Source organism: Anaeroplasma bactoclasticum, from assembly GCF_003550015.1.
Classification (GTDB): domain Bacteria; phylum Bacillota_I; class Bacilli_A; order Acholeplasmatales; family Anaeroplasmataceae; genus Anaeroplasma; species Anaeroplasma bactoclasticum.
The window spans coordinates 1-22,660 of sequence record NZ_QXEV01000028.1 but is presented as its reverse complement, the minus strand read 5'-3'; the positions used below and the strand labels follow the sequence as shown (position 1 = coordinate 22,660).

Below are 22,660 nucleotides of genomic sequence, written 5' to 3'. Positions count from 1 at the left end.
AAACTCGGGATATACCATAGGTTAGGTAAAATTTGCCTATCAAATAAAGATAACCCAGGAGAATTATTATGGAAGAAATTAAGCAGCAGTTAAAGGATTTTATCGTTGACGAATTAGGTGTTGATCCAGACGAATTACAGTTTGATACTCCTTTATTCGGTGAAGGAATCGGTCTTGATTCTATCGACTCTATCGAAATCATCTCTTTTGTAGACGAGACTTTCGGTGTATCCATGAATGGTGTTGACAAGACTAACTTCTTATCTATCGATACAATCGCAGCATACGTTGCTGATCATCAGTAAGATATTACTGACAATAGACAACCCGTTTTTGCGGGTTGTCATTAATTTTACACGCGCGTGTAAAGTTGACTTTACTCAAGGAGGAATTATATATGACAGAAATGAAAAATCGTTGCGTTATCACTGGTTTAGGTACAATTAACGCAATTGGAAATAATGTAGAAGAATCTTGGAAAAATGCTTTAGCAAGTGTTTCAGGAATTAAGAATACCAAAACAGTAGATACTAAGGATTGTTATGCTACACTTGCTGCAGAGGTTAAGTGTGATAATTTAGACAATCTTGAAGGAACAGAGAATATGGACCGTTCCTCTAAGCTTGCAATTAAGGCAGTAACAGAAGCATTAGATGATGCAAAGCTTGGAAAGTTTAATGATGATACAAGAGTATCCGTAATCTTTGGTAGCTGTGTTGGTGGAGCTGTATCTATTGATCACTATTACAGAAATGAGAAAGTTGCATCTGATATTGTTAAAATGCCTATTAGTGCAATTGCAGCAAATATTGCTGGATATGTTAAGGCTGGTGGTGTTGTAACAAATATCGCAAATGCTTGTGCAGCTGGTACAATTTCTATTGCTTATGCATGTGATTTAATTCGTGCTGGTAAGGCAGATATCGTTATCGCAGGTGGTTCTGATGCGTTTGCTAGTGTACCATATGCTGGTTTCTTAGCATTACATGCATTAGACTCTAATCCATGCTCTCCATTCAATAAGTGCTCAGGTATCACTTTAGGTGAAGGCTCTGGTGCAGTTATTGTTGAATCTTATGAGCATGCAAAGGCACGTAATGCCAAGATGTACTGTGAGGTATTAGGCTCTGGTGTATCTTCTGATGCACATCATATTACAGCACCAAGAGAAGATGGTGAGGGCCAGATGAATGCAATTAATTGGGCACTTGAAACTTCTGGTGTAGCTAAGAATGAAATTGGCTATATCAATGCTCATGGTACAGGTACAGCTAAGAATGATAATGCAGAATTCTTATCTTTACATACTATTTTTGATGGTAATAATGATAATCTATCTGTATCATCTACAAAGGCAATGGTTGGTCACTGCTTAGGTGCAGCTGGTGCAATTGAGGCTGTATTTGCAATTAAGGCATTAACAAATAATGTCGTTCCTGCAACTGTAGGATATGATAATGATGATTTAGAAAGATTAAAGGAAAAGGCTGGAGCAATTGATTTTGTTCCAAATAATAGCCATGAAAAGGACTTAGAAACTGTTATGTCTAATTCCTTCGCATTTGGTGGTAACAATGCATCTATCATCTTCTCTAAGAAGGATGGTAATGTTACTACAAAGAATGATAATGGCAAGGTATATGTAACAGGCTTAGGTATTGTAACTCCTTATGGTAGTGGAGTTGAAAATTATAAGGCTAAGATAGAAGAGAATGTAGTTCCTACTGAGGCAAGCCTACATTCAGAGGTTACAGTAGATGATTATGTAGAATATGGCCTAAAGGCTTTATATCGTAAGCATGATAATCTATCTCGTATTCAGGTTGTATCTGGTATGCAGGCACTTAAGAATGCAGGTATTACAGTAACAGATACTAATGCGACATCCATTGGTATTGTTGAAGGCTCTAGTGAGGGTGCACTTGGTACTTGCTTAGAGTTTACAGAAAATATTGTAGAAAAGGGATGCGCAAATGGTAGTGCATTCAAGTTCCCTAATACAGTTTATAATGCTGCAGGTGGTTATTTATCTATTTGTAGTGGTGTTAAGGGCTATAACGTTACTGTAACAAATGGATGCCAGTCAGGCTTACAGGCAGTAGCATACGCAACAAATATTATCCGTCAGGGAAAAGAAACTTATGTTTTAGCATCTGGTACTGATGAGAACATTGAAGGTATTTATGAGGTTTATAACAAGCTTGGTGTTTTAGCAAACGAAGTAGCTATGCCATTTGATAAGAAGAATGGATTTACATTATCTGATGGTTCTATCACATTAGTACTTGAAAATGATAAGAATGCAATTGCTCGTGGTGCAAAGAAATATGCCGAAGTATTAGGCTATGGTATGGCAACGAAGGCAGTTGAATTTGGTAAGATTACTGGTTCTGATTTAGGACTAGATGAAGCAATTAAGTTAGCACTTAAGGATGCAAATTTAACTATTGATGATATTGATACAGTATCTGGCTTTGCTTGTGGCTTAAAGGCAATTGATGATATTGAAATTAATTCTTTAAAGCGTGTATTTGGCGCTAAGGCTGATAGCCTATCTCTACTTGAGGTTAAAGCTCATGTAGGTGAAAGTAGAGCTGCAGCAGCTGCCCTATCCTTAGGACATGCAGCATTAATGCTTGCAGGTGAAATTAAAGAAGATAAGGGTTATACAATTGATGGAGAGGTAATTGATGTTAAATCAGATTCCTTAAAGAATGTATTATGTATTTCATATGCAGCAGGTGGAGTATACACAGCTGTAATTATTACAAAGTAAAAGGAGATTAATATGGTAGCAATAGTAACAGGAGCTAGCCGTGGTATCGGTAAGGCTTGCGCAGTAAGACTTGCAAAGGATGGATATACCGTAGTAATTAATTATTCTCATAATGATGCTAAGGCACAGGAGACTTTAGATGAAATTAAGGCCTTCGGTGGAGATGGCATGATTTATAAGGCAGATATGTCAAATTCTGAAGAAGTTAATAAGATGGTTAGAGAAGTTTCTAAAACATATGGCTCTATCGATGTATTAGTAAATAATGCAGGTATTGTTAGAGATCAGCTATTATTAACTTTAACAAAGGAAAACCTAGACCAATGCTTTGAATTAAATGTTAAGGGATATTTTTATGCATCACAGGCTTGTGCTTTAAAGATGTTCCGTAAGAAGAAGGGCGTAATTATTAATATGTCTAGTGTTTCTGGTTCCTTCTCATTACCAGGTCAGAGTGTATATGGCGCAACAAAGGGTGCTGTAAATACAATGACTAAGACACTAGCTAAGGAGCTTGCTCCATATGGTATTCGTGTGAATGCTGTTGCACCAGGCTTTATTGAAACAGAAATGCTTGAGGCAATTCCAGAAGAAAAGAAGGAAGAATATTTAAAGGTTATTCCACAGCATAAGCTTGGAACAACAGAGGATATCGCAAATGTTGTTTCTTTCTTAGCTTCTGATAATTCCAAGTATATGACTGGTCAGATTTTAACTATTGATGGAGGATTATCTCTATGATTTTAATAAATGAGATTAATGAAAAGATTAAACAAAGACCACCTTTTCAAATGATTGATAGAGTCTTAGAAATTAATCCAAATGAAAGTGCACTTGGTATTAAATGTGTATCTGTAAATGAACCATATTTTATGGGTCATTTCCCAGGCTCACCAATTATGCCTGGTGTATTAATAATTGAATCTTGTGCCCAGCTATGCTCCTTAGTATTTGAAGCATCTGGCACAGATACAGACAATATTTATGTATTACTTAAGGTAGATGGCTTTAAATTTATTAAGGCTGTAATTCCTGGGGATGTATTAAATATTAGTGTAACTAAGACAAAGGTTTTAGGACCTATCACAACCTTTGATTGTAAGGTTATGGTAGATGGTAATATTTATTCTAAGGGAACATTATCCTTTACAAAGGTTCCAAAGGATACAATTTATCAAAGATAATTTATTAAATAAGGGTGATTTTTTATGTGGGGCAATCCAGGGAAGAAAAAGGTTCTTGTAATAAACGGAAGTCCAAAACAGAATAAAAGTAGTACTATGGTGATTACAAATGCATTTATTGAAGGCTTAAAGATGTCTTCAGATATTGATTTAGAAATCATTAATGTACAATCCTTAAGGATTAAGCCTTGCATTGACTGTCTATCCTGCTGGGGAAGAACTGAGGGTGAATGCATCATTAAGGATGATGATGTAGCTATGGTAAAAGAAAAAATATTAGGTGCGGATATCATTATTGAATCCTTCCCATTATTTTTCTTTTCCATGCCAGGTATTTTAAAGCTTTTAACCGATAGGCTATTATCTATGATGTTAACCTATAGAGGTCATAAGCCACCAGAGGATGGAACATCCTTCCATGGTTTAAGATATTATGATCCAAATAAAAGATTTATCATCATATCTAGCTGTGCTTATACAGAAGTAGATAAGGTATATGATGCAGTTAAAGCACAGTTTGATTACATTGTTGGTAAGGATGGATATTATGGTATTTATGTACCACAGGTTAAAACACTTGTAGAGTTAAATTCGGAATCTAAAACAAATAGATTCCTTGAGAAGTTTATTCAAGCAGGTAAACAATTTATGGAGGAAGGCTCTTTAGATAGTGAAACCCTAAAGAGCTTATCAAAGCCTCCATTTAGTGAGCGTGCTTATAAGATATTCTTGGATCAATTTTGGCAGGAGGAAAAGAAATGAAAAAGACATGTACCTTTGAAGATATTAAAACAATGCTAATCGAATGTGCAAACGTCAATGAAGAAATTACTCCAGATTCTGTTTTAAAAACAGATTTAGGAATTGATTCGATTTATGCAGTAGAAATGATTCTAGCACTAGAAGAAAAGTTTGGAATTCAAATAGAAATGAATGAAATGGACACCATGATGACTGTTAAAGAGGTTGTTAAGGTTGTAGAAGGAAAGCTTGAGGTGTAAGCAAATGAATTTGGAAGAAATAGAAAAGCTTATGAAGCTTCTTGAGAATTCTACTCTATCTTATTTAGAGATTGAGGAGAATGGCATCAAGATTAAACTAGATAAGAATAGTGGTGTAAGAGAGGTTTCAAAACCAAATGTTGATGAAACTACTAACTCTTTGCCTAAGGAAGTAGTAAATGCTCCAGTTGGAAAAGAGATTACAGCACCACTTGTTGGTACCTTCCACCAAGCTCCATATAAGGATGCAAAGCCATTTGTAGAAGTAGGCCAAAAGGTAAAGAAGGGCCAAAAGCTTTGCATTGTTGAAGCAATGAAGGTTATGAATGAAATCACATCTCCTTATGATGGTACTATTTTAGAAATCAAGGTTAAGGAAAATGATGTTGTTGAATTTGGTAAAACCTTATTTATCATAGGTGATTAAGATGTTCAAAAAGATATTAATTGCGAATCGTGGTGAAATCGCTGTAAGAATAATTAGAGCCTGCAAGGAGCTTGGTATTCAAACTGTTGCAGTATATTCTAAGGGCGATGAGGAAGCATTACATAAGGAGCTTGCGAATGAGGCTGTATGTATTGGTGATGCTGCACCAAAGGATTCCTATTTAAATGTTGAAAATATAATAACTGCCGCATGCTTATCTGGCTGTGATGCAATTCATCCAGGCTTTGGATTTTTATCTGAAAACCCTGAATTTGCTCGTATGGTAGAGAAGTGCGGCTTAACTTTTATAGGTCCAAATCCTTCTGTTATGGAGAAAATGGGAAATAAAAATGAAGCAATTCAGTCTATGATTGCTGCAGGAGTACCAGTTGTACCGGGCTCTCATAAGGCAGTTAACCTAGAGGAAGGCTTAGATGTAGCAGAATCTATTGGTTATCCTGTTTTAATTAAGGCCTCTGCAGGTGGTGGAGGAAAGGGAATTCGTTTAGTTGAATCTAAAGAAGAATTCACACCACTATTTAATGAAGCAAAGGAAGAGGCATTAAAGTTCTTTTCTAATGATGAGGTTTATATTGAAAAGTTTATTAAGCATCCTAAGCATATAGAAGTACAGCTTATGTGCGATAAGCATGGTAATGTCATTCATTTATTTGAAAGAAATTGTAGCTTACAAAGAAGAAATCAAAAGATGATTGAAGAAGCACCATGTATTTCTATTTCTCAGGATTTAAAGAATAAATTATATGATAGTGCAATTAAAGCATGTAAATGGATTGGCTATGATTCTGTTGGTACAATTGAATTTTTAGTTGATGATTCTGAAAATTATTATTTTATGGAAATGAATACGAGAGTCCAAGTAGAGCACTGTGTAACTGAGGCAGTAACGAATGTGGATATCGTTAAAAATATGATTAAAATTGCTTATGGCTTACCACTACAGTTTAAGCAAGCAGATATTAAGCTATATGGCTATGCCATTGAGTGTAGAATAAACGCAGAGGACCCAAGAAATGATTTCCGTCCAAATCCTGGTAAGATTAATTTCTTACATACTCCAGGAGGAATGGGTGTAAGAATTGATTCTGCAGTTTATCCAGGCTATACAATTTCTCCATATTATGATTCTATGATTTTAAAAGTAATTTGTTTTGCAAAAACAAGACTAGAATGCATAAGAAAAATGCGTCAGGCTTTGGAGGAATTAATTGTTGATGGTGTTAAAACTACAACAGAATTTGATTATGTATTATTACACCATCCAGAGTTTATTTTAGGACATTATGACACTTCATTCATTGAAGGATTTATAGGAGAGTTAAAGGAAAATGGAAAACTCATTCAATAAAAGAAAACAAGAAATCCTAGAATTTAATAATGCAATGGAGGAATTAAACCTAAGAAAGAAATATGCACCACAAGTACCAAAGGAAATCCCTGATGATTTAATTGTTAAGTGTCCTGGCTGTGCAAGATTGATTTTGAAGGATAATTATATTTTAGACCATAAGGTTTGTCCTTATTGTAATCACCATGGTAGATTAACTAGCCGTGAAAGAATTATTGATGTATTAGATTTAGGCTATGAAGAGTTATTCACTAATATCAAAGAGAAATATATAGATTTCCCAGATTATGAGAATAAGCTAGATAAGGCGAAAAAGGCTACAGGTGAAGATGAATCTGTAATGTGTGTATTAGGTAAGATTGATGGTATTAGCGTATGCGTTGGTGTTATGGATTCCTTCTTTATGATGGGTTCTATGGGAAGCGTATGTGGTGAAAGAATTACAAGATTAATTGAATTTGCTGAAAAAAAGAATTTACCATTAATTCTATTTACAACATCTGGTGGAGCTAGAATGCAAGAAGGAGTAATTTCTTTATTCCAAATGGCAAAAACTAGCCAGGCTTTAGCTAGATTTAAGGAGAAGGGATTATATATTGCAGTATTAACTGACCCAACAACAGGTGGTGTTTCTGCATCCTTCGCATCCTTAGCGGATATTACAATTGCAGAGCCTAATGCATTAATTGGCTTTGCAGGTAAAAGAGTCATTGAAAGAACAATCAAGGAAACATTACCAAAGGAATTCCAAACTGCTGAATTCTTACTTGAAAAGGGATACCTTGATATGATTTCTGACAGAAAGGATTTGAAGCAAACTTTAAGCTTATTGCTTAAGCTTCATAACTATAAGTAAGATGATTTTAGAAGAAAATGAAAAGAAGATAAGTCAGCTAGAGGAGGAGCTTTTATCCCTAGATCCATCGGATAGTCGTGCATCTTCACTTAAATTACAGCTTAAAGAATTAAAACAAGAAACCTATTCGAATCTATCTGCTTGGGATAAGGTATTAATTGCAAGAAGTGAAAAAAGAATTAAGGCTAAGGCTTTAATTGATAAGCTAATTACAAATTTTATTGAGCTTCATGGAGATCAATATTATTCTGATGATGCATCAATTATTGCAGGACTTGGCTTCTTAGGTGATATGCCTATTACCGTACTTGCTCAGGCGAAGGGCGAAAACTTAAATGACAATTTAAAAAGAAACTTTGGAATGACTTCTCCAGAAGGCTTTAGAAAGACACTTCGTTTAGCTAAGGAAGCAGAAAAATTCCACCGCCCAATTTTAACTATTGTAGATACCTCAGGCGCATACCCAGGTAAGGGTGCAGAAGAAAGAGGACAGGCTAGAGCGATTGCGGAAAATTTATATGAATTTTCTAAGCTTAAAACTCCAGTAATCTCTATTATATTATCTGAGGGTGGTTCTGGTGGAGCATTAGCCCTAACAGTATCGGATCATATTTATATGTTTGAAAATGCTGTATATTCTGTATTATCTCCAGAAGGATTTACCTCCATTCTATTTAAGGATAAGGTTCCTGTAAGAGAGGTTGCAGAGGTAATGAAGCTTACAAGCCAGGATTTAATCAATTATGGTATTGCAGATGAGATTGTAGAAGAACCACTTGGTGGTATTCGCTATGTATCCGATAAGTTTGCGAAAGAATTAAAAGAAAGATTAGTTAAGAAGTTTACAAGCCTTATGGAATTAAGCGAAGATGAATTACTTAACAAAAGATACGAAAAATTCAGAAGAATTGGAAGTGTATAAAAATGAAGATTGCATTTTTATTTGCTGGTCAAGGTGCCCAGTATGTAGGTCAGGGCAAGGACTTTTATGAAAATATAGATTTCGCAAAGGAAATCTATGATAAATATCCTGATATTAAAGAAATCTGTTTTACAGATTCTAAGGGTGTATTAAATCAAACAGCATATGCACAGCCTGCAATGCTACTTACAGGCTATGTCATTTCTAAGGCACTAGAAAAGGAAGGAATTATTCCTGAATACACCTGTGGTCTATCCTTAGGTGAATATACTGCTTTAGCATTTGGTGATACATGGAGCTTAGATAATGCTTTAGATATCATCAAAAATAGAGGAAGAATCATGCAAAATGCTCTCCCTTTAGGTACAACTAAGATGGCTGCCATTATCGGTTTAGATAGAGATAAGGTATTAGATGGTATTAAGGTTAGTGAAGGTGTATGCGAGGTTGCCAATTATAACTGCCCAGGACAGATTGTAATTACTGGTGATAATAAGGGTGTTGATTTAGCAATGGAAAATATGACTAAGCTTGGTGCATTAAAGGTAGTAGAATTAAATGTATCTGGTGCTTTTCATTCCTCCTTCTTGTTAGATGCATCAAAGGAATTAAGAGGTGTATTAGATAAATACACTCCAAATACTCCAAAATATAAGATGATTTATAATGTATCAGGAAAAGAAGAAAATAGACCTTTAAATGATATTTTAGAAGATCAAATTCATTCTTCTGTATATTTTGAAGATTCTATTAAGTATTTAATGGAACAAGGTGTAGATACATTTATTGAAATTGGACCTGGTAAATCCTTATCTGGCTTTGTAAAAAGAGTAAACCGTAAGGTAGGTATTTATACAGTTACAGATTATGAATCCTATAAAGCTTTAGTTGAGGCATTAAAGAAATAATGATAATTAAAAAGCTAAATTGGGAATATGAATCGAAATATTCCTTCTATTTGGTTGATGAAATAGAATCAACCAATACCTATTTAAAAGAAAATGCTAAGGATTATAATGACAAAACTGTTCTTATAGCTCAAAGACAAACAAAGGGTAGAGGAAGATATAATAGAGTTTGGGTATCGGAAGATGATTGTATATTTTCTATTTTATTAAAAAAGAATGGTGCATATCATCTAACAGCCCCACTTGCCTTATGCTTAGCCTTAGCTGGCTTTGGATATGATACAGGAATTAAATGGCCAAATGATATTTATTTACAAAATAAGAAGCTTGCAGGAATTTTAATTGAAGATGTATATCAAGAATCTTTCTCTAGTGCCATTATTGGTATTGGACTTAATATGAGTGATAAGATGGAATTTAACGCCATAGGCTTAAATACAAAATTATCTAAATATGAGATTATTGATGCTGTAATGAATAAGCTATCTGAATTAAACAAAATGGATATTAAAGATGTTATTGAATTATATCGTAAAAAATCCATAGTGATTGGTAAAATGGTTTCTTATCATGATAAGCTATATAAAGCTATAGGTGTAGATCAAAATGGCCATTTAATCTTAAATAATGATTCAACTACGATTCATGTTTCAAGCGATGAAATTGATATAAAGGAGTCTATAAGATAATGAAGATTAAAGATTTATGTTTAATGACTGTATGTCTTTCTATATTAATCATATGCTCTAAAATATCTGTATCTATAGGAGTAATATCTATTACCTTACAAACATTTGCAGTTTCTTTTATTCCATTTTTATTAAAATGGAAGAAAAGTGCAATTGTATTTATATCCTATATTCTAATGGGCTTAATTGGGATTCCCGTATTTAGTGAAGGTGGAGGCTTTTATTACGTATTAAAGCCATCCTTTGGCTTTATTTTAGGCTTTTTGGCATCTTCCTTCATAAGTGGGTCAAATATCTTAAATAACCATAAAATGGCCAATTTATTTAAAGGATTATTAGGATTAATTCTTTTAGATTTCATTGGCTTAGTATATATGTATTTCATATTGAAATATTATATAGGTAGTGATAAGGTTAGTTTATTATATATTTTAGAGGTTGGCTTCTTCCCATTCATTTTAAAGGACTCTATTAGTGTTGCAATATCCTTTATTATCTCTTTAAGATTAGAACCAATCTTGAATAATAGCTTATATCCAAATAAAGAATTACCAAAAATTATTGAGTAGGCATAATTGCTTACTCTTTTTTTCTCTTTGTGATACAATAATACTAACGTTAGAAAGGATTCTTTAAAATGAATAAGAAATTAGTAAGAAGCATTTTAATATTCATTTTTCTATTTGTAATAGAGCTTTTATTAAATTCGATTTCATTATCGGATTTATTTTTGCTTAGAAATATAACATCCTTTTATTTATTCATATTAGTTGTAATATTAATCTTTTATTTCTATTTTAGAGTTTTAGATAAGCCTATCAGAAGATATTTAATATCTATAGGATTACTACTTGCTTTATTATTATTATTTAGAGCATCCAAATATATTGCATTCGAAGAAAGTAATTTTATCGCAAGACATCTTTGGTATTTTTATTATTTACCATTTATATTTACTCCAGCATTAACTATTCTCGCATCCTTGAGTGTAGGAGAAGATGGATTATTCAAAAGAAAAGGAATAATTATAAGTTTATTAACATTTTCTAGTATATTATTTTTAATTGTTTTAACGAATGACTTACATCAGTGGGTATTTAAATTTAATGAAAACTTTATAAATTGGGACAATCAATATTCTTATGGTATTTTTTATTTTGTATTAATTGGAATTTTGGCGATAGAAATGATAATTATTATAATCATACTTATTAAAAAATGTAGCCTTTCTGCTGCCAAAAAAATGATGTGGCTACCTTTACTTCCAATTTTATATTCTATCGTTTGGATGGTATTTTACGCTTTAGGTGTATTTGATAAGATTCCATTTTCCTTAGGAGAACTACCAGAGGTATTTGGCTTTTCTATTGCAGGCTTTTTCTTAGGCTCTATTGAAATAGGATTGATTCCTACCAATAAATACTCTAAAGAGTTCTTTTTAAAATCAAATATATCTGCCTTTATTACAGATAATAAAGGAAATATCCATATTAAAGGAAATGAAGCATTAGAATTATCCAATAGTGATTTAATCTTTGATAAGACAAAAGTATTAAGCCAGGATATAAGATTACATAAGAATAAAATAAACGGTGGCTTTGTATATTGGAGTGATGATATCAAAGAATTAAATCAAATTAATGAAAAGCTAGAGGATACTATTGAATCCATGATGGATGAAAATGAGCTTATAAGATTAGAAAATGATTTAGCATTTAAAGATGCATTTATCACTGCTAAAGAAAAGACATATGATAATATCACTCTTGCTACAAAAAAAGAATTAGATCATATAAAGGCATTAGCTGAAAAAACAAAGGATGATTTATCTTTATATGACCAAAATATTAAATATATTTCTATTCTTACTGTATATATAAAAAGATATGCAAATTTAATGCTAGAAGCGAATGATTCTATATCCTTAGATGAGTTTTATTTGTCCTTAAATGAAATTGTATTATATTTACAAAAGAGTAATATAAAGGCTTTCTTAAATAAGAATTATGAAAATAGAAATATTGATTCTAAAAATATTATGGGAGCATTCCAAAAATTTGGAGATATTTTAAATGATTCCCTAGAGTTCTTTAAAGGTCTTATGATTACTATAAATGATACTGGCTTAAGGCTAGTTCTTGAAGGAATAGAAAGTAGCTTTGCAAAAGAAATAGAAGATAATACCTCCTATATAGATATTTCTTTTGGAGGTGACCTATGATACCTTTTATGGATTTAAATTTATTTTCAAGAAATATCCTATGCTTTATATATTTAATTACTTGTTTCTTTTTCATTGTTAATGCTTTATTATCCTTAGGTCAAAAAAGAGTTAAGGATGCTATAATATCTTCTATATTTTGCATTTTCTCTTATATTATCTTAAATGGTATTAAGGAAATGAATCTAAAGAAAAATGAGGCAATTTTCTCTTTCTTTAATCAGATTCCAGTATTTGTATATGTATTGGTAGTAATAATATTATTTATAACGAATATAATAATTATTATAAGAAATTTTAGATGGAATTATAAAAACATAAATCAATTAGCTTATAAGGAAGCATTTGATATGCTTCCTGCAGGATTATGCTATTACAAGGATGATGGAGTATTGATTTTAAAGAATCATATGATGAATGAAATAGCTTATAATATAACAAATAAGCTATTATTAAATGGAATAGAATTCTATGATAAGATCAAGGATAAATCTATTTATGAGCTAAATGATATGGTAATTAAATTTAGATTTAATGAATTTATGGTAGATGGAATTCATGTAAATGAAATCATTGCAGATGATATTACAGAATTATATGCAAAAACAAAAGAGCTACAAAAGTTAGATTTAGAAACCAAAAGTGCAAATCTAAGAATGAAGCAATATGGTAAAAATATTGAAGAAAATATTAAAAGACAAGAAAGATTAGATAGTAAGGTTAAAATTCATGATGAATTTAATAAATTATTATTATCAAGCTTAAATGCATCTAAAGAAGAGGATAAAATAAAAATATTAGAAAGCTTCCAAAATAACATTTTAGTTTTATCTAATGATACCGAAAATGAAGCTGCAGCAAATACCTTATCGGATATATCTGTTTTAGCAAAACTCATTGGTTTAGAATTCGTATTTGTTGGTAATATAAAAAATTACACAGAAGAAGAATTAGTTCTATTTGTAAAATCAACAAAAGAGATAATGGTCAATAGTAAAAAGCATGGTAATGCAAATAGAATTGAAATTAGAATTAGTGAGGATGAAAAGAATAGATATATTGAATTTATAAATGATGGCAATCTTCCATCCTCATTTGTTCCATCTGGTGGACTTAAGGTAATTGAAGATAGAGTAAGTTCATTAAATGGTATAGTAGAATATAATACAAAGGATGTATTTAAAATAAAGATTACCTTAAGAAAGGAATAGCTTATGTATAATGTTTTAATTGTTGAAGACCAAACAATGCCAAGAAAGCTTTTAGAAATATATGTAAATGAAGAAAAAGATTTTAATTTAGTAGCATCTATTTCTAATGCTTCCTTAGCCTTAGATATATGTAAAAGAAGCAAAATAGATTTAATATTAATGGATGTATTAACCGAGCTTGGAAATAATGGATTAGATGAGGCTTTGTTAATAAAAAAATATGATTCAAATATTAAAATCATTATTGTAACCTCTATGCCTGAGGCTTCTTGGTTAAAAAAAGCAAAAGAGAATAAAATAGATTCTTTCTGGTATAAGGATGGAGATTCTAATTCCATTATTGATGTCATGAAAAGAACAATGAATGGAGAATCTATTTTTCCATTAGATACTCCAACGATTCAATTTGGTAATGCATCAAATCATGACTTTTCTGAAAGAGAATTAGATATATTAAGAGAGCTTATTACAGGAGATAGCAATATAGAAATTGGAAAAAGATTAGGGCTATCTGCAAATACAGTTAAATGGTATATTCAAGGCTTATTGGATAAGACTGGATTTCATACTAGAACAGAGCTTGCAGCTGTCGCAAGAAGCTTAGGAATTGCAATAAAATGAGTTTGTTTTCATAAGGATGCCACCCAATTGGGTGGTGTTTTTTAATTATAATTAAAATAAAATATAACATAGATATTATTTTAAAAAGGAGAGTAATATTTATGAGGAAAACAAAGAAGTTTTTATTTTCAATATTCGCTTTAGGAATGGCTTCCTTTTCTTTAATTAGCTGTGGTGATAGCGAAAAAACAACTACAAAAACTATAACAGAATCAGTAGGCCCTACAGAAACTGAAACAGAGACTCCTACAACTTCAAATCCTATTTTAGATATTATTGGAGAATTTAATTGGGAAGAATATGCCGGTGCAACATTCACCTATAAATTAGGCGAAGATGGAGAAGAGATAGAGGTTTCTGCAACTATTACAAAGGAAGAAACAACTATTCCTTCTTGTACTAAGGATGGATTAAATACTTATATAGCTAAGGTAGTAATTAATGGTGAGGAATTTATAGAAAAGAAGGAAGAGGTTGTTCCTAAGCTTAACCATAAATATGAAAACCCAGAATATGTCTGGGCTTATGATTATTCTACATGTAAGGCAAGTGTTTATTGTGAATATTGTCAGAATGAAATAACAGAGGAAGTTACATCTACAAAAGATGTTTTAAATGAGGTTTCATGTAGTAGGGATGGTTTAACAAAATATACTGTAGAATTTACTAATGAAGTATTTGAAGACCAAGAGGTTGAAGTAACTACTCCAAAGACAGAAGACCATGATTATACATATAAATATACATGGAGTATAGATAATAAAGAATGTATGGCTGAAGCAGTATGTAGTGTATGTAATGGCACTATAACTGAAAAAAAAGAAACAGAAGAATCTATAATAACTACTGCAACTTGTCTTCAGGATGGAATAATAATTTATACAGCCAATTTTGATAATTATATTTTTGAAACACAGTCAAAAGAGGTTAACATTGGTCGTGCAAGCCATAAATTAGATAAGTATTATGGATATCCAGCTACATTCTTTAATGAAGGTAGAATAGAGCATAATAAGTGTACTGTTTGTGGTAAATTATTTGATTTATCTGGCAAAGAAATTACAGATGCTTCTATTCCGGTTTTATCTAAGGAAATATCTTTAGCTATTAATAATGATAAATATGCATTAACCCTAGTAGAGGATAATGAAAATAGCATTCAGTGGAAATTAGAGGCTAGTGAGGTTAAAGTTGGAGATACTATAAAGCTATTCCTTAAAGATGGAAGTGAGTATTCCTTCTTTAATGGGGATGGTATTGATGATGATTATAAAGTAACTGTCGATGCAACGGATGTAACATTTAATGTCCTTGCAACACCAAATGGTGTGGCTATTAGCTTAGAGTATGAAACGGAAGAAAAGGGAATTTTTGTTGAAGTAACAAATGATTCAGGCGTTACTTTATACCCTATGTCAGAAATCAATTATAATTTTGGTACGGAAACAAATAGCTATGTATATGGTTATATTTCTCTTTTAGTTGGTGATAAGGTTTTAATTAAGGATACAATTAATGATAAAACTTATGGTTATAATGATATTTTAGAATCAGAAATTTGGAGAAGTCATTATTTCACTTGTGGTGATAATGGAGAAATTATCATAAATACAACCGATAGAGTCGGCTTTGAATTTAGTAGAAATGGTGATGAAAAGCTTACCTTAGCATTTGTTCATGACCCTGTAACTGTTACTAGTATGGAAGTAGGAGTAAAGGGTGAAGTGGATACAGCCCCTTTAACAAAGAATACAATTAGTGAGGATTCTAATGAATATGGTTATGCACTTCATATGTTAAACCATGAAACTACAGTGAATGCGACAGATATTAAAGAATATATTTTGGCTAATGGTTATATCGTTTATCAAATTGAATTACCAATAAGTGCTCCTATGTCTATTTATTTAAAGGATAATTCAGGTAATACTTATGGATATTCTGTATTTGAATCCAAATATAGTAGTTCTGATTTCACTTATTCAAACGATGAAGGCTATATTCATTTAGAAACAAGTGGTACTTATGTAATTATGTTTATTCCATCTTGTGGTAATATTGCAATTTCCTTTGCACCTGCATCAGCATCTTCAGATGCATATTATATGACAAGTAAGGAATCATCCTTTACAGGATTAACAAAGGATAGTAACAATATAGTTACAGTATCTAATATTGATTTTGACAAGAATGGTTATATAGCATTTACAGATTCTTCATATAATATGCTAACAGTTACCTTAGATACAACAACAGACTTTATTGTATCTTCCACATTACTAATGTGCACTAAGGCAGGTAAATACACACTTACTTTAAATTTAGATACATTAGTTGTACATGTAGATGTAGTTGAATATGTAACTTTAAGTGGCTTAGTTGATGGTGCTGCTATAAATTTAGGAAGCTATTCTTCTAAAACATTCAAAAGAAATGCAAGTAATGAAGCAGAAGTGGTTGCAGAAGGTATGGTAATTACAGCAGCTAATCAGTATGTATCCATTATGGATCCTAATGGAGAAGGAGTAACTGATATTACAGTTGCAAGTGATTCTTCAAGCTTAATTTCATTATTAGCTGCAGGCTCTTATTTCTTAGTATTTGCAGAAACTGGTACATATAATATTTATGTAAATGAAGATACTCATGTTGTAAGAGTTGTAAAAACCGCATAAAAATTAGCATCTAGGTTATACGCCTAGATGCTTTTTTTCTATTTTTTGTTTTAAAATAAAATAGAATAATTTATAATTAAATTAAAGAATGCGATGGAGGATAAGAATATGAAATATACATTTGAGAAATGGTTAGTAACACCTAGAAAAAATGAAGAGGGTGAAATCTCTGGTTATGCTTTATTTAATTCTATAGATAATCCGGATATTCATTTCCCTATGGAAGTATTTGTAAGTGAATCAGATATGAAGGAAAATGAAGTATATGATTTAGATGTATTATTCTATTGTCATGGAATAAATAAGATTGCAAGAAATAAAGAAGAATTCTTAGGGCTAGATGAGCCACTTTCTTTTGAAGCTACCATTCCTACAGGCTCATTTCCTTTAGATGAAAATGATAAAGATTTTAAGCCTGAGCCTGTAAGCTTAATTAATTGTACGATTACTCATATTGTTACAAATGAAGAAGTACCTCATCCAGATAATATTTTAATTTTTGATGCTAGCCTACTTGGCCTTGAGATTGAAGCTGCAATAGTAGCTGAAAAGAAAAGTGAGCTACCAAAGCTTACAAAGGGCAATATCCTATCCGGTATATTTTGGGCAGAAGCTGAACTATTCTAAGGTGGCATTATGGTATTTGAAATAAGATATTATATTACAGAAGCTTGTTATAGAAATGGTACTCCAGCATATACGGAAAGAATTGAAGGCACAAGAGATTATGCTATTAGATGGATTCAAAATAAGCTTAAGACATCGAATTATAAATATTATGATTTAATTGAAATTAAATAAAAATAGAGCGTTGCAAATTTTTGCAACGCTCTATCTTTTAATTCATAGTAACAGATAGATTTATTTTAGTACTATTTATTGTTTGCATTTCTAGAGTGAAGGATAAATCTATTTTATTATTATCCACTAGATTTAATGTGGTTTGTCCATCAGATGTTAATACATATGGATAATAATCCTTTTTAGCGAATTCGATTAGATTGAATCTTTCAGAATACTGTCCTGCTTGATCATTGTTATAATTCATCATCACGGTACCTGAATTATAAGTATATAAGCATCCATCTACATGATAGATTATAATTCCGCTTTGATTTAAAGAAGTAGAACTATAATTTAAACCGAGTCCTGAATTATATACGATGATATAGAATTCTTGGAATGGACCATAGTTTAAATCAAAATTGTTTGAAATGATTGCAAAATCACCAGTATGTTCAAAACTATTAAGCTCTATTGTTTTAGATTTATTAATAACCTTTCCTTCATTAATCCATCCTAGTAATAGTTTAGAATATACATTTTGATCTGTAAACTCTCCATCCATTACATCCATTCCATTTAATGGAGGGAGGAAGGTACGATCGGTATAATTCGTGTCATAATAATCATCTAGTCCCATCATATGTCCAAATTCATGAATTAATGTATAAGAATCTATCGTATGACTTCTAGTAATAATCTGATCATAATTAATATGATAGAATCGATACGCAAATACATTATCATAAGTGTCTTTTTGATTTCCATATTCTTTAGCATTATTTCTTGTTGCAGGCCATGCAATATCAAGTTTGGACGAAGAATCTAAAGTATGAACTAAAATGATTCCATCGATTGCACCATCGGAATTAGAATCAAATTTTGAATAATCATATTGATTGTCATAATATGCTAGCGCATCATTAACTAATTCGGAAATAGTAAGAGAACTATCATAATAAGAAGAATTCTTTTTGGCTCTATACCAACTATTCACAACCTCAAAGGAAAGATTTAATTTTTCATAGCTTGATTCCAAATAGTAGTTTCTTAGAGAAATATTATTTGTTCCATAAAGAACAGTTTCGATTTCATCAATACTAATAGTGTTTCTATTATAAGGCTTGTCGTAAAAATCTATAGGCAAAACAAGTATTTTTACATCTCCTTTTGATGGACAAAAATAATCATATCCATTGATGTATGACAAATTTGGATACTTTGAATTATTCATATCGATGGTATCACCCAATAAAAAAATTGGATTATCTTCATTGGTGTAATATGTATCATAATAATCTACATATCCTCTTTGATACATATAGACATCTAAATAAGGCTTATAAAATAATTCTCCTGTATAGTAACATAAGTCAATATAAGTATTTGTATTTGTATCGAAGAATGTTTTATATTCCATAGATGTTTTTTCATCTATTCTTTCCCTAATTAATTTATATTCTTTGAATTGGTTTACATAGTCTTGATAGTCTTTTTCTTTAATGTTGCTTACTTTATATTCAAATTGAAAATCTTCATTATAAGTATCATTTATTTTATAGGAATACCCTGTACAATAGGGTAATACAATACCATAGTATTCCTCCATTCTCTTTTTTTCATTTTTGCTAAAGTCATTTAAGTTATCTAAGCTTATGCCTAAAAAACAAGAACTTAAGCTTAAAAGAAATAAAAATGATAAAATACTAAATATTATTTTTTTGTAACGCATAATATACCTCCTTAATTAAGGTATATATATTATATATTATTTGAGAATATTTCAAAAGTTATATAAATAATATATAATAAAGGAAAGTGAGGATTATATATGGAAGATAAGGCTTTAACATATATTCGAGGATTATTAAATATAAAAGATGATGTTATTCCAAAGTTTGATTTAAGTGATATGGAATCACCTAATTATAAGGATACTATAGAGAATATTAATCTTATTTTAGATGAGAATGACCCTAATGCAGTTAAATATTTATGGAATCACATTATAATTCCTTTTGATTATAAAGTGGATTTAGATTTTACAGAGGATGCAAAGGGCTTTATTGAAAGCTACTTATATAAAAGAGAAGAATGGTTAAAGAATTCTAGCCTTTATTATCATAATGATTTATCCTTAAATATCTTAAGAAATATTAATCCTCCTATGGAAGGAGAAAATGTAATCTTAAGAGTAGGTACTAATTTAGATGAGGATTTATATTATAAGCATTTAATAGAGGATGGAGATTTCCTGTTTTATACAATGATTCCTTTAGAATCAAGTAACCCTAAAAATGTAGCATTAAACCTTTATCATCCATATTCTTTTATAGTAGAAAATAAAAAAACAAAGGAAGCCTTAGGCTTAGTAGCCCTAAGGCCACTTAGAAAGGATCAAAATTTCCAATCTCCACTTGAGGCTGCTGCCTTAAGCTATTATATTTATAAGGAGCATAGAAATAAAGGATATGCAAAGGAAGCTGTAGCTTTATTAATGGATGCATATTTTAATGAAAGATTAGTTGCATTAACTACTAAGGATTATAAATATGAGATGGAGGCAAATTATAATAAAGCTATATCGATTAGTTTAGACTGTAGTGAAAAGAATTATGCATCTATAGCCTTAGCGAAAAGCTTAGGCTTTAAAGAAGAAGCTATATTACATAATACATGGTATTTTGGTGATGAATATTCAAACGGTATTTTTTTCTTTTTAGATAGGGATTCTTATTTTAAATTATAATAATGTTATTGAAATTATAATTTCAATATGCTTGAAAGTCCATTTTATAAAATGTAAAATATTTATAAATGGTTTAAATTGAGGAGTTGTAAAATGATGGGTACAAAGGAATATTATCTAGAAAATGCGAAGCAGTTTATTCTAGATACAGAGCACGCAGATATGAGTGCTCAATATGAAATCTTTTTAAAATATATGCCTAAAAGGGGAAAAATATTAGATTTAGGCTGTGGGTCTGGAAGAGATTCCCTATATTTTCAAAGTATAGGTTATGATGTTTTAGCTATAGATCCTATTGATGAATTTTTAAATCATGCCAAAGAAATAGGCGTAAAAAATGTTTTAAAGCAAACTGCAGAAGAATTAAATTATAACGAAGAATTTGATGGCATTTGGGCAAGCGCATCCTTACTTCATGTTCCAGCTTGTGATTTAAATTTAGTATTAAAAAAATGCTCTAAGGCATTAAAGGATAATGGTGTATTCTATTGTTCTTTTAAATATGGTACATTTGAAGGCGAAAGAACAGAAAGATATTATGTTGATCAAACAGAGTCTTCTATTTTATCCTATTTAAAGGATACAGGATTGGTTTTAGCATTTGTAAATATGAGCGATGATGTAAGAGAAAACCGTACGGATCGCTGGTTAAATGCTGTATTAGTTAAAGAGGTTGCTTAAGTATGGTTTTATTATTTGATTTCGATTCTACTATGTTCTTTTTATTTAAGGATTATGATAGAAAACCACTTGTTTTGAAATTAAATAATACACTAAAAAAATACGGTCTAGAGGAAGTTTCTGACCGTAATTTTTTTAATTGCTTTTTATTTGCAAGGGATAATAAAGAATGCTTAAAGGAAATTAATGAAATAATAGTAGAAGCTGAACTTGATGCAGTAGATAAGGGATACCATGTAGATGGATTTAAGGAAATATTTCCAATACTTTTAAATAAATATTCTATTGGAATTGTTTCAAATAATTCTAAAGAATGCATAGATAAATATATGGAAAAATATCATAATGGATTATCCTTACCATTCTTTGGAAGAATACCTTTAAGAGCGGATTTATTAAAGCCAAATCCTTATTTACTAGAACAGGCTTTAAAATACTTTAATGTAAAAAAAGAAGAATGCTTATATATTGGAGATAATTTTATAGATTATTTAGCTGCAAAAGAGATAGGTATTCCATTTTTAGGGATGGCTTATCTAGAAAGAAAGCAAAATACATTTAAAGAAAATAATATACCTTATGTAAAAAATTATTATGAACTAATGGAGATTTTAAAATGACAGAAATTGAAAAGATGGAAAAGGGATTAATATATAATCCTAATGTTGAAGAAATTGCAGGAATTCAAAGACCCTTGTTAGATGGACTAAAGGAATTTAATAAATTAAAATCTTCCGATATCTTAGAAAAAACGAAATATATGAAGGAAGTATTTGCTTCCTGTGGAGATGGCTGCTATATCGAATTACCATTTTATGCAAATTTTGGTGGTGCTCATGTTCATTTTGGTAATAATGTATATGCTAATTTTAATTTAACTTTAGTAGATGATGGACATATTTATATTGGGGATAATGTAATGATTGGACCTAATGTAACTATAGCTACTGCAAATCATCCAATATTACCAGAATTCCGTTTAAAGCAATTACAATATAATAAGGATGTTCATATAGAAGAAAATGTATGGCTTGGTGCAAATGTTACAGTAGTACCTGGTGTAACTATCGGTAAGAATTCTGTAATTGGGGCTGGCTCAGTTGTAGTTAAAGATATTCCTGCTAATGTTGTTGCAGTAGGGAATCCTTGTAAGGTTTTAAGAGAAATATCAGACCACGATAAAGAATTCTTTTATAAAGAAGAAAGAATCGATTGGGATTTATATAAGTAAGGCTATTGAAAAAAATAGTCTTTTCTTTTTTTTAGCATAATATAACAAATGATTTGTGTTTCCCCATTTTTTAATAAAGGGTAAAAATGATAAAAAAATATCCAGGTAGAAATACCTGGGTTTTGTGTCTTATATAAGTGAAAAAAGACCTCAAAAATGGTATAATTAAATTGGCAAAAATAACTAAATACCAGAGGACTTTTTCCATGAAAAATTATAGCACTTTAAACGATATTTTAAAAGATGAAATTGTTAATTATATAAAGGATATTACAAAAGGCTTAGGTAAGGTAGATACTCATTTTATATCAGATATATTTACTGGTATTTTAAAACACAATACAGTAATACTATCT

The 22,660-nt window shown here is 30.8% G+C and carries 24 protein-coding genes; 23 read left to right on the top strand and 1 reads right to left on the bottom strand.

All coding sequences use genetic code 11. The annotated features are described in order from the left end of the window. The first annotated feature begins 68 nt into the window (after positions 1 to 68). The 19 genes from EI71_RS08500 to EI71_RS10225 all read left to right on the top strand — a co-directional run bounded on the left by EI71_RS08500 (position 69) and on the right by EI71_RS10225 (position 17,661). Positions 69 to 305 carry a phosphopantetheine-binding protein gene (locus EI71_RS08500; protein WP_211321088.1) on the top strand — a complete coding sequence of 79 codons (237 nt, stop codon included), beginning with the start codon at positions 69 to 71 and terminating at the stop codon, positions 303 to 305. Between the two features lie 92 nt (positions 306 to 397). Further along, the gene (locus tag EI71_RS08495) at positions 398 to 2,776 is read left to right on the top strand and encodes a beta-ketoacyl-[acyl-carrier-protein] synthase family protein (protein ID WP_119016819.1); all 2,379 of its coding nucleotides are present in this window, start codon (positions 398 to 400) and stop codon (positions 2,774 to 2,776) included. A 12-nt stretch (positions 2,777 to 2,788) separates the two neighbouring features. Continuing rightward, positions 2,789 to 3,517 (top strand): SDR family NAD(P)-dependent oxidoreductase, encoded by a 729-nt coding sequence (locus EI71_RS08490; protein ID WP_162849905.1) that lies wholly within the window; start codon positions 2,789 to 2,791, stop codon positions 3,515 to 3,517. After that, complete coding sequence (gene fabZ / locus EI71_RS08485; RefSeq protein ID WP_119016817.1) at positions 3,514 to 3,960, top strand: 3-hydroxyacyl-ACP dehydratase FabZ; 447 nt, start codon at positions 3,514 to 3,516, stop codon at positions 3,958 to 3,960. The genes EI71_RS08490 and fabZ overlap by 4 nt, the downstream gene beginning before the upstream one ends. 24 nt (positions 3,961 to 3,984) lie before the next feature. Then, a complete protein-coding gene (locus EI71_RS08480) occupies positions 3,985 to 4,722 on the top strand; it encodes a flavodoxin family protein (RefSeq protein ID WP_162849904.1) in 738 nt (245 codons plus the stop codon). Further along, a complete protein-coding gene (locus tag EI71_RS08475) occupies positions 4,719 to 4,961 on the top strand; it encodes an acyl carrier protein (RefSeq protein WP_119016815.1) in 243 nt (80 codons plus the stop codon). Before EI71_RS08480 ends, EI71_RS08475 begins: the two co-directional genes overlap by 4 nt. Before the next feature lie 4 nt (positions 4,962 to 4,965). Beyond that, entirely contained in the window at positions 4,966 to 5,388 is a 423-nt protein-coding gene (gene accB, locus EI71_RS08470; protein WP_119016814.1) for an acetyl-CoA carboxylase biotin carboxyl carrier protein, read from the top strand. A gap of 1 nt (position 5,389) precedes the next feature. Further along, the gene (gene accC / locus EI71_RS08465) at positions 5,390 to 6,757 is read left to right on the top strand and encodes an acetyl-CoA carboxylase biotin carboxylase subunit (RefSeq protein ID WP_119016813.1); all 1,368 of its coding nucleotides are present in this window, start codon (positions 5,390 to 5,392) and stop codon (positions 6,755 to 6,757) included. Next, positions 6,738 to 7,613, top strand: coding sequence for an acetyl-CoA carboxylase, carboxyltransferase subunit beta (gene accD / locus EI71_RS08460; RefSeq protein WP_119016812.1), 876 nt, complete (start codon positions 6,738 to 6,740; stop codon positions 7,611 to 7,613). Before accC ends, accD begins: the two co-directional genes overlap by 20 nt. 1 nt (position 7,614) lies before the next feature. Then, positions 7,615 to 8,535, top strand: coding sequence for an acetyl-CoA carboxylase carboxyltransferase subunit alpha (locus EI71_RS08455; RefSeq protein WP_119016811.1), 921 nt, complete (start codon positions 7,615 to 7,617; stop codon positions 8,533 to 8,535). 2 nt (positions 8,536 to 8,537) lie between these two features. Beyond that, a complete protein-coding gene (locus EI71_RS08450) occupies positions 8,538 to 9,443 on the top strand; it encodes an ACP S-malonyltransferase (RefSeq protein WP_119016810.1) in 906 nt (301 codons plus the stop codon). Beyond that, entirely contained in the window at positions 9,443 to 10,132 is a 690-nt protein-coding gene (locus tag EI71_RS08445; RefSeq protein ID WP_119016809.1) for a biotin--[acetyl-CoA-carboxylase] ligase, read from the top strand. The genes EI71_RS08450 and EI71_RS08445 overlap by 1 nt, the downstream gene beginning before the upstream one ends. Then, entirely contained in the window at positions 10,132 to 10,701 is a 570-nt protein-coding gene (locus tag EI71_RS08440) for a biotin transporter BioY (RefSeq protein ID WP_119016808.1), read from the top strand. Before EI71_RS08445 ends, EI71_RS08440 begins: the two co-directional genes overlap by 1 nt. Positions 10,702 to 10,769: 68 nt before the next feature. Further along, the gene (locus tag EI71_RS08435) at positions 10,770 to 12,353 is read left to right on the top strand and encodes a histidine kinase N-terminal 7TM domain-containing protein (protein WP_162849903.1); all 1,584 of its coding nucleotides are present in this window, start codon (positions 10,770 to 10,772) and stop codon (positions 12,351 to 12,353) included. Next, entirely contained in the window at positions 12,350 to 13,564 is a 1,215-nt protein-coding gene (locus tag EI71_RS08430; protein ID WP_119016806.1) for a sensor histidine kinase, read from the top strand. Before EI71_RS08435 ends, EI71_RS08430 begins: the two co-directional genes overlap by 4 nt. Positions 13,565 to 13,567: 3 nt before the next feature. Next, complete coding sequence (locus EI71_RS08425; protein ID WP_162849902.1) at positions 13,568 to 14,185, top strand: response regulator transcription factor; 618 nt, start codon at positions 13,568 to 13,570, stop codon at positions 14,183 to 14,185. A 101-nt stretch (positions 14,186 to 14,286) separates the two neighbouring features. Next, entirely contained in the window at positions 14,287 to 16,860 is a 2,574-nt protein-coding gene (locus EI71_RS08420) for a hypothetical protein (RefSeq protein ID WP_119016804.1), read from the top strand. A 108-nt stretch (positions 16,861 to 16,968) separates the two neighbouring features. Next, positions 16,969 to 17,487, top strand: coding sequence for a hypothetical protein (locus tag EI71_RS08415; RefSeq protein WP_119016803.1), 519 nt, complete (start codon positions 16,969 to 16,971; stop codon positions 17,485 to 17,487). Positions 17,488 to 17,496: 9 nt separating this feature from the next. Then, a complete protein-coding gene (locus tag EI71_RS10225; RefSeq protein ID WP_162849901.1) occupies positions 17,497 to 17,661 on the top strand; it encodes a hypothetical protein in 165 nt (54 codons plus the stop codon). A gap of 37 nt (positions 17,662 to 17,698) precedes the next feature. On the opposite strand, the gene EI71_RS08410 is transcribed toward EI71_RS10225, so the two are convergent. Then, positions 17,699 to 19,375 carry a metallopeptidase domain-containing protein gene (locus EI71_RS08410; protein ID WP_119016802.1) on the bottom strand — a complete coding sequence of 559 codons (1,677 nt, stop codon included), beginning with the start codon at positions 19,373 to 19,375 and terminating at the stop codon, positions 17,699 to 17,701. 99 nt (positions 19,376 to 19,474) lie between these two features. On the opposite strand from EI71_RS08410, the gene EI71_RS08405 reads away from it, so the two are divergent. From EI71_RS08405 to EI71_RS08390, 4 genes are all read left to right on the top strand, one after another. After that, positions 19,475 to 20,392: a GNAT family N-acetyltransferase gene (locus tag EI71_RS08405; RefSeq protein ID WP_119016801.1), complete on the top strand. Its 918-nt coding sequence runs from the start codon at positions 19,475 to 19,477 to the stop codon at positions 20,390 to 20,392. A gap of 93 nt (positions 20,393 to 20,485) precedes the next feature. Next, positions 20,486 to 21,073: a class I SAM-dependent methyltransferase gene (locus EI71_RS08400; protein ID WP_119016800.1), complete on the top strand. Its 588-nt coding sequence runs from the start codon at positions 20,486 to 20,488 to the stop codon at positions 21,071 to 21,073. Positions 21,074 to 21,075: 2 nt separating this feature from the next. After that, complete coding sequence (locus tag EI71_RS08395; protein WP_162849900.1) at positions 21,076 to 21,693, top strand: HAD family hydrolase; 618 nt, start codon at positions 21,076 to 21,078, stop codon at positions 21,691 to 21,693. Continuing rightward, entirely contained in the window at positions 21,690 to 22,304 is a 615-nt protein-coding gene (locus EI71_RS08390) for a sugar O-acetyltransferase (protein ID WP_119016798.1), read from the top strand. Before EI71_RS08395 ends, EI71_RS08390 begins: the two co-directional genes overlap by 4 nt. Positions 22,305 to 22,660 lie beyond the last annotated feature (356 nt).